This window comes from Mesorhizobium wenxiniae (genome assembly GCF_002284535.1).
GTDB classification, from domain to species: Bacteria; Pseudomonadota; Alphaproteobacteria; order Rhizobiales; family Rhizobiaceae; genus Mesorhizobium; species Mesorhizobium wenxiniae.
The window spans coordinates 45,570-59,827 of sequence record NZ_NPKH01000028.1 but is presented as its reverse complement, the minus strand read 5'-3'; the positions used below and the strand labels follow the sequence as shown (position 1 = coordinate 59,827).

At 62.1% G+C, this 14,258-nt stretch carries 13 protein-coding genes; 9 read left to right on the top strand and 4 right to left on the bottom strand.

The features are described 5' to 3' along the window. Positions 1-94 precede the first annotated feature (94 nt). The 5 genes from CIT31_RS23615 (at position 95) to hflX (ending at position 6,560) form a co-directional block, all read left to right on the top strand. Positions 95-2,380, top strand: a complete 2,286-nt coding sequence (locus CIT31_RS23615; protein WP_165778537.1) for a sensor histidine kinase NtrY-like — start codon at positions 95-97, stop codon at positions 2,378-2,380. Further along, a complete protein-coding gene (ntrX, locus tag CIT31_RS23610; RefSeq protein ID WP_065008746.1) occupies positions 2,370-3,731 on the top strand; it encodes a nitrogen assimilation response regulator NtrX in 1,362 nt (453 codons plus the stop codon). Before CIT31_RS23615 ends, ntrX begins: the two co-directional genes overlap by 11 nt. Positions 3,732-3,913: 182 nt before the next feature. Further along, positions 3,914-4,777: a D-amino-acid transaminase gene (locus tag CIT31_RS23605; protein ID WP_065008747.1), complete on the top strand. Its 864-nt coding sequence runs from the start codon at positions 3,914-3,916 to the stop codon at positions 4,775-4,777. Positions 4,778-4,922: 145 nt separating this feature from the next. Continuing rightward, entirely contained in the window at positions 4,923-5,168 is a 246-nt protein-coding gene (hfq, locus tag CIT31_RS23600) for an RNA chaperone Hfq (protein WP_006202172.1), read from the top strand. Continuing rightward, positions 5,169-6,560 carry a GTPase HflX gene (gene hflX / locus CIT31_RS23595; protein ID WP_095520609.1) on the top strand — a complete coding sequence of 464 codons (1,392 nt, stop codon included), beginning with the start codon at positions 5,169-5,171 and terminating at the stop codon, positions 6,558-6,560. 6 nt (positions 6,561-6,566) lie between these two features. Here hflX and mazG read toward each other — a convergent pair whose 3' ends face one another. From mazG to CIT31_RS23580, 3 genes are all read right to left on the bottom strand, one after another. After that, on the bottom strand, positions 6,567-7,391 hold the full coding sequence (gene mazG / locus CIT31_RS23590; protein ID WP_095520608.1) for a nucleoside triphosphate pyrophosphohydrolase: 825 nt from the start codon (positions 7,389-7,391) through the stop codon (positions 6,567-6,569). Positions 7,392-7,477: 86 nt separating this feature from the next. Then, the gene (locus tag CIT31_RS23585; protein WP_095520607.1) at positions 7,478-8,662 is read right to left on the bottom strand and encodes an amino acid aminotransferase; all 1,185 of its coding nucleotides are present in this window, start codon (positions 8,660-8,662) and stop codon (positions 7,478-7,480) included. Between the two features lie 179 nt (positions 8,663-8,841). Further along, positions 8,842-9,996 carry an OpgC family protein gene (locus CIT31_RS23580; protein ID WP_095520606.1) on the bottom strand — a complete coding sequence of 385 codons (1,155 nt, stop codon included), beginning with the start codon at positions 9,994-9,996 and terminating at the stop codon, positions 8,842-8,844. Positions 9,997-10,346: 350 nt separating this feature from the next. Here CIT31_RS23580 and CIT31_RS23575 point away from each other — a divergent pair, with 350 nt between their 5' ends. The 4 genes from CIT31_RS23575 (at position 10,347) to CIT31_RS23560 (ending at position 13,076) form a co-directional block, all read left to right on the top strand. Beyond that, positions 10,347-10,865 (top strand): sigma-70 family RNA polymerase sigma factor, encoded by a 519-nt coding sequence (locus tag CIT31_RS23575; protein ID WP_029352365.1) that lies wholly within the window; start codon positions 10,347-10,349, stop codon positions 10,863-10,865. An 8-nt stretch (positions 10,866-10,873) separates the two neighbouring features. Next, the gene (locus CIT31_RS23570) at positions 10,874-11,647 is read left to right on the top strand and encodes an anti-sigma factor family protein (RefSeq protein WP_095520656.1); all 774 of its coding nucleotides are present in this window, start codon (positions 10,874-10,876) and stop codon (positions 11,645-11,647) included. A 21-nt stretch (positions 11,648-11,668) separates the two neighbouring features. Beyond that, positions 11,669-12,385: a Bax inhibitor-1/YccA family protein gene (locus CIT31_RS23565; RefSeq protein WP_029352369.1), complete on the top strand. Its 717-nt coding sequence runs from the start codon at positions 11,669-11,671 to the stop codon at positions 12,383-12,385. Positions 12,386-12,512: 127 nt separating this feature from the next. Beyond that, complete coding sequence (locus CIT31_RS23560) at positions 12,513-13,076, top strand: DUF2076 domain-containing protein (protein ID WP_095520604.1); 564 nt, start codon at positions 12,513-12,515, stop codon at positions 13,074-13,076. A gap of 142 nt (positions 13,077-13,218) precedes the next feature. Here CIT31_RS23560 and CIT31_RS23555 read toward each other — a convergent pair whose 3' ends face one another. Beyond that, positions 13,219-14,130, bottom strand: coding sequence for an agmatinase (locus CIT31_RS23555; RefSeq protein WP_095520603.1), 912 nt, complete (start codon positions 14,128-14,130; stop codon positions 13,219-13,221). Positions 14,131-14,258 lie beyond the last annotated feature (128 nt).

Sequence of the window (14,258 nt, the reverse complement as noted above, 5' to 3'; positions counted from 1 at the left end):
ATCGCCGAAACATTTCCGTCCAGGTCACACTTGTTGCATAATCGCCACAATGCGTTGCATACATCCGACGCAATCACTGGCTCTAGACGGCGACATGGCTCCACAGGCACCGACACCGAGCGAAGCGCTTTTCAGCGAACCTGGCACACGGGACGGGCGCCGGCTGCTTGCGCTGCCCGGCGTAGTGGCAATTGCCGGTGCGCTGGTTACGGCGGCGATCTCCTTCGCCATCCTCGTCGGCGCCACGCCGATCACGCCGGACGAGAGGACAACGCTGGCGCTTATCGCGCTCAATGCGGCGTTCATCCTGTTTCTGATCGCGCTGGTCGGCCGCGAAGTGCATCGTATCGTGATGGCGCGCCGGCGCGGCAAGGCGGCATCGCGGCTGCATGTACGGATCGTGGCGATGTTCGCGCTGGTCGCCGCGATTCCCGCCATCATGGTGGCCATTATCGCCTCGATCACACTCGATATCGGTCTTGATCGCTGGTTCGAGATCCGTACCAAGACGATCGTCAATTCGTCGCTGTCGATCGCCGATGCCTATGTGCAGGAGAATGCGCGCAATCTCCAGGGAACGACCCTGTCGATGGCTTACGATCTCGACGCCTCCCGTGCACTCTACGGCCTCGATCGAACCGGCTTCCTCGATCTCATGAACAAGGAAGCCGTCGGACGCTCGCTGGCCCATGCCGCACTGGTCAGGCCCGACGGTTCGTTCGTCATGAGCGCCAAGACCGACGCCGATTTTGCCATGCCGGAGCCGCCGGAAGGCGCCATGAGCAGTGCCGCCGACGGCAGGCCGGTGCTGATCGAGCCGAAGACGCGCAACATCATGGGCGCCATCGTCAAACTGCGCGAGATCGAAGGGCTCTATCTCTACACCATCCGGCTCGTCGATCCCGAGGTGATCAAGGCGCGGCAGATTGTCAGATCCAACACCGACGAATATCGCGGTCTGGAAGACAATCGCCGCACTTCGCAGGTGGCGTTCGCACTTCCCTACCTGTCGCTGACGCTGATCATCATTCTGTCCGCCATCTGGACCGGAATCGCCGTGGCAGACCGCCTGGTGCGGCCGATACGCCAGCTCATCGGCGCGGCCGACGAGGTCGCGACCGGCAATCTCGACGTTGCCGTGCCGGTTCGGCCCTCCGACGGCGACGTCGCCTCGCTCGGCGACACCTTCAACAAGATGCTGCTGGAACTGAAATCGCAGCGTAACGAGATACTGTCCGCCAAGGATTTGATCGACGAGCGGCGGCGTTTTTCGGAAGCCGTGCTTGCCGGTGTCACCGCCGGCGTCATCGGCGTCGATCCATATGGCATCGTCACCATCGTCAACCGGTCGGCTGAAACGATGCTGGCCATATCTGCTACCGCCGCACTCGGGCAAAACCTCTCCGCCGTGCTGCCGCATGTCGGCCGCGTATTCGAGATCGGCCGTAAGTCGGGCAAGCCTGTCCACCGCGAGCAGGTGACCTTCTATCGCGCCGGAACGGAGCGGACCTTCAACGTGCAGATCACGGTCGAGGCCGGCGACGACGGTTCGGAGGAGAAGTCCTATGTCGTAACCGTCGATGACATCACCGATCTGGTCCAGGCGCAGCGTTCCTCGGCCTGGGCGGATGTGGCGCGGCGCATCGCCCACGAGATCAAGAACCCGCTGACACCTATCCAGCTTTCCGCCGAGCGCATCAAGCGCCGCTACGGCAAGGTCATCACCGAAGACCGCGAGGTTTTCGATCAGTGCACCGATACGATCATCAGGCAAGTAGAGGACATCGGCCGGATGGTCGACGAGTTCTCCGCTTTCGCACGCATGCCCAAGCCCGAAATGAAGGCCCTCGATTTGCGCGAATCGTTGCGCGAAGCCTCGTTCCTCGTCGAAGTGAGCCGATCCGATATCACCTTCGAGCGCGTGTTCGGCAACGAGCCGCTCAAAGGCACGTTCGACAGCCGCCTGATGGCGCAGGCTTTTGGCAATGTTATCAAGAACGCGGCCGAGGCGATTGACGGACTTGATCAAAAGGACCGCTCGCACGGCATAATCCGGATTCAAGCCGGGCGCCAGAATGGTGCGATTCGCATCGATGTCATCGACAACGGCAAGGGCTTGCCGCGCGAGAATCGCCAGCGATTGCTCGAGCCTTACATGACGACACGCGAGAAAGGCACGGGGCTCGGCCTCGCTATCGTCAAGAAGATAGTGGAGGACCATGGCGGCCGGCTCGAACTGCATGACGCGCCGGCGGATTTCCACGACGGGCGAGGCGCGATGATCAGCATCATTCTGCCGCTCGCCGCCACCGTGCCGTCGCGCGGCGAAGGCAAGACGGAAAACGAAAGAGAAACTGAAAAGGTCGGTAATGGCGTCTGACATTCTCATCGTCGATGACGAGGAAGACATCCGTGAACTCGTCGCCGGTATCCTAAGCGACGAAGGTCACGAAACCCGCACGGCATTCGATGCCGACAGCGCCCTGGCGGCGGTAGCCGACCGGGCGCCGAGGCTGATTTTCCTTGATATCTGGCTGCAAGGCTCACGTCTGGACGGACTGGCGTTGCTGGACGAGATCAAGACGATGCATCCGAGCTTGCCTGTGGTGATGATCTCGGGCCACGGCAACATCGAGACGGCGGTCTCGGCCATCCGCCGCGGCGCCTATGACTTTATCGAGAAACCGTTCAAGGCCGACAGGCTGATTCTCATCGCCGAACGTGCGATTGAAACCTCGAAACTCAGACGCGAGGTTTCTGATCTCAAGCTGCGCAGCGGCGAAACCTTCGACCTGATCGGCATGTCGTCGGCGATGAGCCAGTTGCGCCAGACCATCGAGCGCGTTGCGCCGACCAACAGCCGCGTCATGATCATCGGCCCGTCCGGGTCGGGCAAGGAACTCGCGGCTCGCGCCATCCACACGCTGTCGGCGCGCAAGAGCGCACCATTTGTCACGCTGAGCGCTGCCAACATCACGCCCGAACGCATGGAGGTCGAGCTGTTCGGTACCGAATCCAACGGTGTCGAACGCAAGGTCGGCGCGCTTGAGGAAGCCCATCGCGGCATTCTCTACATCGACGAAGTGGCCGACATGCCGCGCGAAACGCAAAACAAGATTCTGCGCGTGCTGGTCGAACAGCAGTTCGAGCGGGTAGGAGGCACCAAACGGGTCAAGGTCGATGTCCGAATCATTTCTTCGACCTCGCAGAACCTGGAGGCGATGATCGCGGACGGTCGTTTCCGGGAGGATCTCTATCACCGTCTGGCGGTGGTTCCGGTCATGGTGCCGGGATTGGCCGAGCGGCGGGAGGACATCCCCTATCTTGTCGACAATTTCATGAAACAGATCGCCCGCCAGGCCGGTATCCGGCCGCGGCGCATCGGCGACGACGCGCTGGCGGTGCTGCAGGCGCACAACTGGCCAGGCAACGTCCGCCAGTTGCGCAACAACGTCGAGCGACTGATGATCCTGGCGCGCGGCGACGATATCGATGCACCGATCACCGCCGATCTTTTGCCTGCCGAGATCGGCGATGTCATGCCGCGCACGCCAAACCAATCCGATCAGCACATCATGGCGCTGCCGTTGCGTGAAGCGCGCGAACAATTCGAGAAGGACTATCTGATCGCCCAGATCAATCGTTTTGGCGGCAACATCTCGAAAACGGCCGAGTTCATCGGCATGGAACGCTCGGCGCTTCACCGCAAGCTGAAGTCGCTGGGCGTCTGATTTCCATCATGGCCTACGCAATTATCGGTTACGGCGCCGGCGGAATCGCATAAGAAAGCGCTGCAGCGCCGCGGGTCTTTTGGGACGCTCAAAGGACGCTGTAGCATTTTGATTTTTGCGCATGACCCCGAAAATCGAAATCGATTTTCGGGGTCATGCGCTGACTTCTCCAGGGTGACCTCATGCCGCGCATTGCCTATGTGAACGGGCGCTATGTCGCTCACGCCGATGCCTTCGTGCATGTCGAGGACCGTGGTTATCAGTTCGCCGATGGCGTCTACGAGGTCTGCGAGGTAGCGCGCGGCTTCATCGTTGATATGCCTCGCCATCTCGGACGGCTAAACCGCTCGCTGACCGAATTGTCGATCGACTGGCCGGTCACGCGGGGCGTGTTGCCGATTATTATGCGTGAGGTGGTTCGCCGCAACCATGTCACCGATGGCCTGGTCTATCTTCAGGTGACGCGTGGCGTCGCCAGTCGTGACTTTATTTTCCCGGCGGCGGGCACGAAGCCGTCGCTGGTGGTGACCGCCAGGAAAGCCGACCCCGCTGCTGCCGCGAAGAGAGCCGAAAGCGGAATCAAGGTTATCACCGTGCCGGAGAATCGTTGGGATCGGGTCGATATCAAGTCGGTCGGCCTGCTGCCAAATGTGCTCGCCAAGCAGAAGGCCAAGGAAGCCGGCGCCCAGGAAGCCTGGTTCGTCGATGCCGACGGCACCGTCAAGGAAGGTGGATCGTCGAACGCCTGGATCATCACCAGGGATGGTGTGCTGGTGACGCGTCCGGCCGAGCACGGCATCCTGCGCGGCATCACCCGCACCACGCTGTTCGAAGTGGCCGCCAAGCTCGGCCTGAAGATCGAGGAGCGCGGCTTTTCGGTCGCCGAGGCCAAGGCTGCGCGCGAGGTTTTCATCAGCTCCGCGACCACCATCGCCATGCCGATCGTGGCGATCGACGGCGCTCCCGTCGCCAATGGCCATCCGGGCTCGATAACACTTTCCTTGCGGCAAGCCTTTTTTGACGTTGCGGAAAAAAGTCCAGCCTGATAACCGCACAGGTGGAATGAACATCAATATATCTCGTTCTGCTTGTCGTTATTGACGGCAAGATGGTGTTTGCGCGCTTGACACGTGCCGGGTAATTTGGCGCATTGAGGTGCAAACCGAAGGGGATCGGCGAAAGACAAGAACAATGGCGGAACGATCGCAAAATCTTCAGGACCTGTTCCTGAATTCAGTTCGCAAAAGCAAAAACCCACTCACCATCTTTCTCATCAACGGCGTGAAGCTGACCGGTGTGGTTACTTCGTTCGACAATTTCTGTGTTCTGCTGCGTCGAGACGGCCATTCCCAGCTCGTCTACAAGCACGCCATTTCCACGATCATGCCGAGCCAGCCGGTTCAGATGTTCGATGGCGAGGAAAGCCAGGGCGCCTGATTGGCACGTAAGAAAGACGCGGACCGCAGCGTTCGCGAAAAACCAGCATATCAGCCGGGGACGGAAGCCGAAGGCCCGACCCGGGCCGTGGTCATCGTGCCGGTGCTTACCCGCCAGCCGCGCGGCGACGAAGACACCAATCGTCCGCGCCTGATGCGTTCCGCCGAGGCCCGCCACGACGAAGCGGTTGGTCTTGCCCAAGCCATTGACCTCGACCCGATCCATACCGCGGTGGTGACCGTCAATGATCCGCGGCCTGCGACCTTGCTCGGCAGCGGCAAGGTCGCGGAGTTCGCCGAGATCGTCAAAGAGGGCCGTGCCGAACTGGTTATTGTCGACCATCCGTTGACGCCGGTGCAGCAACGCAATCTGGAAAAAGAATTGAACGCCAAGGTCCTGGATCGCACCGGGCTGATCCTGGAGATTTTCGGCGAGCGCGCGCGCACCAAGGAAGGTACGCTGCAGGTCGATCTTGCGCACCTCAACTATCAGAAGGGCCGGCTCGTGCGAAGCTGGACCCACCTCGAGCGCCAGCGCGGCGGCGCCGGTTTCCTTGGCGGTCCTGGCGAAACGCAGATCGAGTCGGACCGCCGTGTCCTGCAGGACAAGATCAACAAGCTGAAGCACGAGCTGGAAACAGTGCGGCGGACCCGCGATCTCCACCGCGCCAAGCGCAAGAAGGTGCCGTTCCCGGTTGTGGCGATCGTCGGCTATACCAACGCCGGCAAGTCGACGCTGTTCAACAGGCTGACCGGAGCAGAGGTGCTGGCCGAGGACATGCTGTTTGCCACGCTCGACCCGACACTGCGTCGGGTGCGACTGCCGCACGGCACGCCGGTCATCCTTTCGGACACCGTCGGTTTCATTTCGGACCTGCCGACGCATCTGATCGCGGCCTTCCGGGCAACGCTGGAAGAGGTGGTCGAGGCCGATCTCGTCATCCATCTGCGCGATATTTCGGACCCCGATACGGCCGCCCAGGCCGAGGATGTCGAGCGCATCCTCGCCGATCTCAGCGTCGATGCCGGCGACAGCAAGCGCGTCATCGAAGTGTGGAACAAGATCGACCGGCTCGATGAAGGCAACCGGGCGCGATTGCTCGCCGACGGCATCGACGGCAACAAGGCGCCGCCGATTGCCATATCGGCCGCCACCGGCGAGGGCATCGATGTGCTGAAGGCGATCATGGAGACAAGAGTTTCAGGCGAACTGGAAACGCTGACCGTCACGCTCAAGCCTGACCAGCTTGGGTTCGTCGACTGGCTCTACCGCAATGGCGACGTCGTCACGCGCACCGACAATGACGATGGCGGTATAACCGTGTCGCTCAAAGCGACGCGAAGCGCACACGAAGAGATAGAAACCAGATTGCATCGTAAAAACAACGGATAATTTCTGTTACTTCGCGCTTTTGGCTTGCTGCCAAAGCGCCTCCATCTCGTCGAGCGTCGCCCTTTCCAGCGTGTCTCCGGACGCTTCCAGCGCTTGCTCGACATAGCGGAACCGCGACCGGAATTTCTCGTTGGTCCCGCTGAGCGCCGCTTCGGAATCAACCTTGAGATGACGCCCGAGATTGACGACGGCAAACAGCATGTCGCCGAACTCGTCCTTGATCGAAGCTGTATCGCCCTTGGCAAGGGCCTGGCGCAACTCGCCGATCTCTTCCTCGATCTTGTCGAGGATCGGCGTGGCCTCGCTCCAGTCGAAGCCGACGCGGGCCGCCTTCTCCTGCAGCTTGAGTGCCCGGGTCAACGCGGGCAGGGCGACCGGTACGCTGTCCAGAAAACCATTGCCATGATCCTCAGGATCGTGCCCGCGGGCGAGGCGGGCGTTTCGCTTTTCCGCTTTTTCCTCGGTCTTGATCTTCTCCCACATGCCCTTGGCCATGCCGGCGCTGCGCGCCTTCTCGTCGCCGAAGACATGCGGATGGCGGCGGATCATTTTTGTGGTAATGGTCTGGACCACGTCGTCAAAGGCGAATTCACCGGCCTCCTCGGCCATCTGCGCATGGTAGACGACCTGCAGCAGGAGGTCGCCGAGCTCGTCGCGCAGATCGTCCAGGTCGCCGCGCGCGATCGCGTCCGCCACCTCGTAGGCTTCCTCGATCGTGTAGGGCGCGATGGTTGAGAAATCCTGCTCGATATCCCACGGGCAGCCGGTTTCCGGCGCACGCAGCGCCGCCATAATCTCGATCAGCCGGGAAATGTCGTTCGAAGGTTTCATCTGTCGACGCTATCGTGCAGCGATCCCTCAGCCAATGCTGTCACCCGGCAAGGGCGCATTGTCCACAGTTGCCAGCGACGGTCGGCTCAATCGAGCACTGAGACGATCGCCTTGGCGGGCGCGTCCATGCCGTCCTCCGGCAGGCCGGCGACGTTGATGCGGCTGTCGCCGACCATATAGACACCGTGCTCGGCCCGCAGCCGCTCGACCTGCGCTTCGGACAGGCCAAGCCGGGAAAACATGCCGCGATGGCTGGCGACGAAATCGAAGCGATCGGAATTGGACTGCCGCCGCAGCGCTTCGGCGAACTGCACACGAAGCCGCAGCATGCGCAGGCGCATCTCCTCTAGCTCCGCTTCCCAGTCGGCGCGCAGTGTGGCGTCTTCAAGCACGATGCGCACCGCGGCCGCGCCGTGGTCCGGCGGCATCGAGTACATAGCGCGCGCCGCCGACAGCATCTGGCTCATTGCGACATCCGCCTGCGCGCTGTCTTTAGCCAGGATCATGGCCGCGCCGACACGGTCACGATACACGGCGAAATTCTTGGAGCAACTCGAAGCAACGACCATTTCCGGAACTTTTTCAGCCAGCAGGCGCAAGCCGGTGGCGTCCGCGTCCAGCCCCTCGCCAAAGCCTTGATAGGCAATGTCGACAAAAGGCAGCAGGCCGCGCTCGATAACCAGGTCGGCTATTTCGGCCCACTGCGCGGTGTCCAGATTGGCTCCTGTCGGGTTGTGGCAGCAACCATGCAGCAGCACCACGTCGCCGCTCTTGGCGGTCGCCAGCGCGCTCATCATGTCGGCGAAGCGAACAGCACCTGATGCAGCGTCGAAGTAGGAATATTCGCGTATCTCCAAGCCGGCGGCGCGCATCACCGGCATGTGGTTCGGCCATGTCGGGTCCGACAGCCAGATCGTCGCGTCGGATCGCGTCCTCTTGAGCAGTTCGGCCACCAGCCGCAGCGCGCCGGAGCCGCCGGGTGCCTGCGCCGCGCGGATGCGCGAAAACTCGGCCGCAGGGCCAAAGACCAGCCCCGACATCGCTGTGTTGAAGCCGGTATCGCCCGCAAGGCCGAGATAGGTCATGGTGTCCCGGCTCTGCAGCAGTCGCTTTTCGGCTTCGCGCACGGCGCGCATCACCGGCGTCTTGCCATCGCGATCCTTGTAGACGCCGACGCCGAGGTCGACCTTGCCGGGGCGGGGATCGGCGCGATAGAGGCCGATCAAGGCAAGGATCTTGTCGGCTGGGGCAGGCTGGAGGTCTTCGAACATCGGCGCGGTTTCCGTTGGCGGCGGAGTGATACGCAAATCGGCTGTGCTGCGCCAGCGGTTTCATTTGCACCAGGCTGAAAACCGCCAAACCAGGAGATAGGACGCAGAAATCCATAGCATGCCTTGAGGAAAGGCTCGCACGCGGCGAAAGCTTGACGGCACGGCTCGTCGACGCCGTTCTATGACGCCAGCTTGAGGGCAGCAGACGGTAAGGCGGCGACAGGTTGCTGCTTCTTGCCTCCCCAACCGATCCGCGGCAGCCATTCGAGGTAATAGGCGAAGCCGAACTGCAGCGCGATGCCTGTCGAGATCAGGATCGCGTCGTAGAGGAGCCCGCCCGGGCTGACGACCTTCATGACCTGCGCGATCATGGCGAGGATCGTTCCGGCGATGAAGACCGGCAGCGAATGCTTGCCGAGAACCGCGAACGGGTGTCCGGGCCCGGTCTTCGCCAGGTTGGAAAGCGCCGGGATCGCCACGATCAGATAGGCGATCGCCAGAATGTGCATGAGCCGCGACAGCGAAAGGAATGTCTTGTCGAAGCCGGTCAGCACGGTAGGCAGGCCGGAGGCCGTTTCCATGCCCCACAGCGGCAGCCGCACCCAAATCAGCGCGCCGACCAGATACCCGAGGGCCGCGCTCGCCATCATCCAGTTGAAGCGGATTTCGCCGCCCCGCTTGACGTGCAGCATGCCGGCGATCCCGATAACGAACAGAAACTGCCAGGAGAGCGGGTTCAGGAACCAGAACCCGTCGCCGGGAAAATTCGAAGGCGCGATCTGGAAAATGCCGACGATGAGCCAGAGAAGAGCGGACGCAGCAAGCATCAGGCGCAGGCTGAAAGTGCCGATCCACAGGAAAAGCGGCATCATCAGAAGTACGACGGCATACATGGAAAGAATGTTGTTATAGCCGATCTGATGACCGAGCGCGGCGATGCCGAGCAGCGCTTCCGGCGTGTCCTCGATGATCATGTGAATGTTGATCAGCTTTAAAAGATCGGGCCGCGAGAAATGCAGTGCAGCCGCCGAGAAGATCGCCAGCGTCGCCACCGTGGTCATGACGTGGGTGACATAGAGGACACCGGCGCGCCGCCAGGCCTTCAGGGTAACGAGCAACCGGTTTCCCGGCCGGAACTTCAGTCCGTAGGCGTGCCCAACGGCAATCCCCGAAATCAGCACGAAGGCTTCGGCCGAATCGGAAAAGCCGAAATTCTTGTGCGTGAAATACTCGAAGATCGTCCCCGGCACATGGTTGATGAAGATCGTCAGTAGCGCTAGCGCGCGGAAGACATCGATGCGGGTATCCCGCTGGGTTGGCACATTGCTTGTCATGTTGGGTCGGTAATTCGTTGAACAAGGCAGGCCCAAACGGCCGTCGGTGAAGCGAAGATTCGGCGGTGACTGTTTCCTGCCTTTAACTGGCAAGTGCCCGAGAAAGATGACAACTTCCCGGTTTTCCGCGTCACAAATTAATTCAGGTATAAACATCGAATCCCCGGTGGGGCTAAAACCGCGCGGCGAATTGTGGCGGCTGAGGGGAGGGCTGCTCGTTCGCGGACAAAGAAGCCGTACGCGCGATGGTGGCGTTGTACCGTTGATGCCAGACCTTTCCGGATCGCAAAAAACTCAAAGAGCGGGATTAAAAACCTGCCATGCTCCGTAAACAGGACATGAGAGGGTCGATGCCACGCTTCGATATCATAGGACAGCTTGGTTCTCTGAGGCGCTACGCGCGTTCGCTGACGCGCGACAGCGCAGAAGCAGAGGATCTGGTGCATGACGCGCTGGTGCGTGCCTATGAGCGGCGCGGCACCTTCCGCTCCGGCGGGAACCTGCGCGCATGGCTGCTGTCGATCGTTCACAATGCTTTCATTGACGGTTTGCGGTCCCGCAAGTCCGAAGCGGCGCGCGTCGAGCAGGCCGGATATCTTATCGACGCCAGCGTGCAGGCTCCCCAGGAGCATTCCGTCCGGCTGGCACAGGTGCGCGAAGCTTTTTTCAAATTACCGGATGAGCAGCGTTCGGCGCTGCATCTCGTCGCCATCGAGGGACTTACCTACAGCCAGGCGGCCGAGGCCAGCGGCGTACCGCTGGGAACGCTGATGTCGCGCATCGGCAGGGCGCGCGCGGCGCTCCGCGAGATGGAGGACAAATTGCCGGCACGTGCGAAAAGCCACCTCAAGATCGTGGGAGGCCCGTGATGTCCATGATGAGCGAACTGCGCGACCCGGTGACCGATGCCGACCTCGACGCCTATGTCGACGACCAGCTGGACGTTGCCCGCCGCATCGAGGTCGAGGCGTTTCTTTCCGCCCGTCCGGAGGCGGCCGCTCGCGTGATGTCCGACCTCAGGACGCGCGACGAACTGCGCGTGGCGCTTGCCGGGTCCAAGAGCATGGCGCGGCCGGCAACGGCCGACGCAGCACGGCGGCTGGAGCGGGGACTGGCCCGGGGTCGGGCCTTACGCACGTTGCAGCGGGCTTCGGCGGTCGCAGTGTTGGTGGCCGCGGGCTGGTTTGCGAACGGGATCGTTGGGCCGATATCGGTGACGAAAGTCGTCGCCTCGACCCAGCCGCCTGTCTATCTGGAGGAGGCGATCCGGGCACACAGGACGACGATCGTGCGCGAGGCCATGTCATCCCAGCCCGAAGCGCCTGATTACGATGCGGACGAAATCCGCGCCGCCACGGCGATCGTCATGCCGTCGCTGCCGAAGGACTGGAAAGTCCGTGACGTGCAGATCTATCCATCGCAGTTCGGCCCGAGCGTCGAGATGGCTGTCGAAACAAGGGACCTGGGACTGGTCTCGCTGTTCGCGATCAGGCCCGGAACGTTCGACGTGGTCCAGCCGACCGTCGCCCCCTCGGGGGAAATTTCCTCGGCCTATTTCCAGATCGGCGAAGTTGCTTACGCAGTCGTCGCCCGACGCGGTGTCCGCGATCTCGATCGCACCGCAGAGACGCTCGCCAACACGCTTTACTGACCCTCACAAAGGAGAACCCGCATGAATACCCCCAATCTAGGATACCGCACCGGCGTCGGAGCCCAAACCGGCGCCGTCTATGACGAAGGCCTGCGCCAGCACATGCTGCGCGTCTACAACTACATGGGAGTTGGCCTCGTCGTTACCGGCGTGATCGCCTTCGTGGTGGCTTCCACGCCAGCCCTCTACGTGCCGATCTTTTCCAGCCCGTTGAAGTGGGTGGTGATGCTGGCACCGCTTGCCTTCGTGTTGCTTTTCTCGTTCCGGATCCAGACGATGTCCGCGGCCGGCGCTCAGGCGATGTTCTGGGCATTCTGTGCGGTCATGGGCCTGTCGCTGGCGTCCGTGTTCCTGGTGTTCACCGGGACCAGCATCGCGCGCACCTTCTTCATCGCCGCCACCATGTTCGGCGCGACCAGCCTTTACGGCTATACGACCAAACGCGACCTGACCCAGTTCTCGTCCTTCCTGATCATGGGCCTGATCGGCGTGGTGATTGCCAGCATCGTCAATATCTTCCTCGGGTCGACCGCACTCCAGTTCGCCATCTCGGTGATCGGCATCGCCGTCTTCATCGGTCTCACCGCCTGGGATACCCAGACGATCAAGGAGCAGTTTGCGGAAAACTTCGGTGCGGAATCGCAGCAGAAGCTCGCCGTCTTCGGTGCATTCTCACTCTATCTGAACTTCATCAACATCTTCCAGCTGCTGCTGAACTTCACTGGCGAGCGCGAATAGGCCCGTCAATCAACTGCATGTCGCGGCAGCGGTTTTGGAGCCGCGACATGCATAAAACAGAGACTTAGAGCGCGTCGCGAGAATCTCTTGGACGCGGGGCGCGCCTGGACAACCGGAGTAGCTTCCCATGGACAGGAACGACCAGCAGGCGATCGGGAATCTTTTCGAGAAACTTGCGAACGTCGAGCGACAGACGCCGCCGCGCGATGCCGAAGCGGAACGCTTCATCAACGACCAGATTGCCCGGCAGCCCGGCGCGCCATACTACATGGCGCAGACCATCGTCGTGCAAGAGCAGGCCCTGAACGCGGCACAGTCCCGCATCGAGGAACTGGAACAACAGGCAAAGCAGTCTGCCGGCGGCGGATTGCTTGGCGGGCTCTTCGGCGGCGGCGCCAGGCGCTCGGGTTCGGTCCCGCGGGTCGGGCGCACCGCTGCCGCTGTGCCGCAGGAGCCGCTTTCGGGCAATGATCGGCAGAGGGCAGGCGGCGGGTTTCTCGCAGGAGCCGCGCAGACTGCGATGGGCGTGGCTGGGGGTGTGCTTCTCGGCAACGCCATCGCAGGCATGTTTGGCGGAAGCGAAGCGCAGGCAACCGAGCCGGCGGCGTCACAGCCAGACGAAGCCGCTGCCGACCCGGCAGGCGACGCCGGCTCCGATGGCGGCGGCGACTTTGGCGATATCGAATTTTGACACGAATGGAAAGCGCGGAGGGCGGTCTGACCAGGAAATCGGCCTTCGCGGCAAGGGACAGTCACATCCCCTGCGACCAGGAATGTCGCATCAGGCGATGACGAGCCTTCCTGTCACTGACGGATCGCCCGAGAAGCTGGGTTCAAATCTGCCGGACGATGGTGCCGATCACATTGACGAGAAGGCGCGCGGCGGTCAGGGCCGACAGGCCGTCAATGTCGGCCGGAGGATAGAGCTCGACAAGGTCGAATCCTGCGATCCTGGCCCGCTTGCCGAGGCCGGCGATCAGATCGATCACCTGCGTGTAGGTGAGGCCGCCGGGCGTACGCGCCGCCACGCCCGGCATGATGCTGGGATCGAGGCCGTCGCAGTCGAGGGTGACGACGATCCGCGCTCCTTCCGGAATATGCCGGAGAGCAGCGTCGACGCCCTCGGCGTGAACTTCGCGGGCGGTTACGAAGCGGCTGCCGTAGTGCCGCGCCGCTTCGATTTCGCTAAGGCGTGCGCTGCCGACGCCACGGATGCCGACCTGCACGATGCCGGCGACATGCGGCATCTCGCTCGCCCGGCGCATCGGGTTCGAATAGCCGTAGCGCTCGCCATGCAACTCGCCGCGCCAGTCGATATGGGCGTCGATCTGCAGGATCCAGATCGGCCCGTGATCCGCAAAGCCGGCGAGGAAGGGAATGGGCACGGAATCGTCGCCACCGAGCAGGATCGGTACGGCCGGCAATGCCAGGATCTCGCGCGTCGTCGCCTCGATTCGGGCCCGGTTGCCGGCATTGTCATGCATGGTGGTCGGGATGTCGCCGGCGTCGATGCAGCAGACCGGCTTGCCGTCGAACAGCGGGCCGCCGAGATCGAAATCCCAGTGCTCGACGAGCTCGGCATCGCCATGGCTCGCAGCGCGGATGGCGTCGGCGGCCAAGGCATAGCCGCTGCTGTCCTCGCCGGGATAGGTGCTGCCGTGACCGGCTCCGAAGATCACCGCACGGGGCATGCGACCATCGGCGAGGCGTTCGGGAAAGCCGAGAAAAGGAGGAGATGCGGTCATTTCGTGATGGTCTTAATGATGGTTAGCTGAATTTCCGTGTTGGGTGGTAGGATGGGGTCGTTTGCGGTAGGGGTGAAATCCTAACTAAGCCAATCGATGCAAAATTCAGAGAGCTTTCGTTCGGTTCA

Coding starts and splice junctions, on each gene's coding strand:
- CIT31_RS23615 (WP_165778537.1), top strand. CDS start 95: ATGGCTCCACAGGCACCGACACCGAGCGAAGCGCTTTTCAGCGAACCT.
- ntrX (WP_065008746.1), top strand. CDS start 2,370: ATGGCGTCTGACATTCTCATCGTCGATGACGAGGAAGACATCCGTGAA.
- CIT31_RS23605 (WP_065008747.1), top strand. CDS start 3,914: ATGCCGCGCATTGCCTATGTGAACGGGCGCTATGTCGCTCACGCCGAT.
- hfq (WP_006202172.1), top strand. CDS start 4,923: ATGGCGGAACGATCGCAAAATCTTCAGGACCTGTTCCTGAATTCAGTT.
- mazG (WP_095520608.1), bottom strand. CDS start 7,391: ATGAAACCTTCGAACGACATTTCCCGGCTGATCGAGATTATGGCGGCG.
- CIT31_RS23585 (WP_095520607.1), bottom strand. CDS start 8,662: ATGTTCGAAGACCTCCAGCCTGCCCCAGCCGACAAGATCCTTGCCTTG.
- CIT31_RS23580 (WP_095520606.1), bottom strand. CDS start 9,996: ATGACAAGCAATGTGCCAACCCAGCGGGATACCCGCATCGATGTCTTC.
- CIT31_RS23575 (WP_029352365.1), top strand. CDS start 10,347: ATGCCACGCTTCGATATCATAGGACAGCTTGGTTCTCTGAGGCGCTAC.
- CIT31_RS23570 (WP_095520656.1), top strand. CDS start 10,874: ATGAGCGAACTGCGCGACCCGGTGACCGATGCCGACCTCGACGCCTAT.
- CIT31_RS23565 (WP_029352369.1), top strand. CDS start 11,669: ATGAATACCCCCAATCTAGGATACCGCACCGGCGTCGGAGCCCAAACC.
- CIT31_RS23560 (WP_095520604.1), top strand. CDS start 12,513: ATGGACAGGAACGACCAGCAGGCGATCGGGAATCTTTTCGAGAAACTT.
- CIT31_RS23555 (WP_095520603.1), bottom strand. CDS start 14,130: ATGACCGCATCTCCTCCTTTTCTCGGCTTTCCCGAACGCCTCGCCGAT.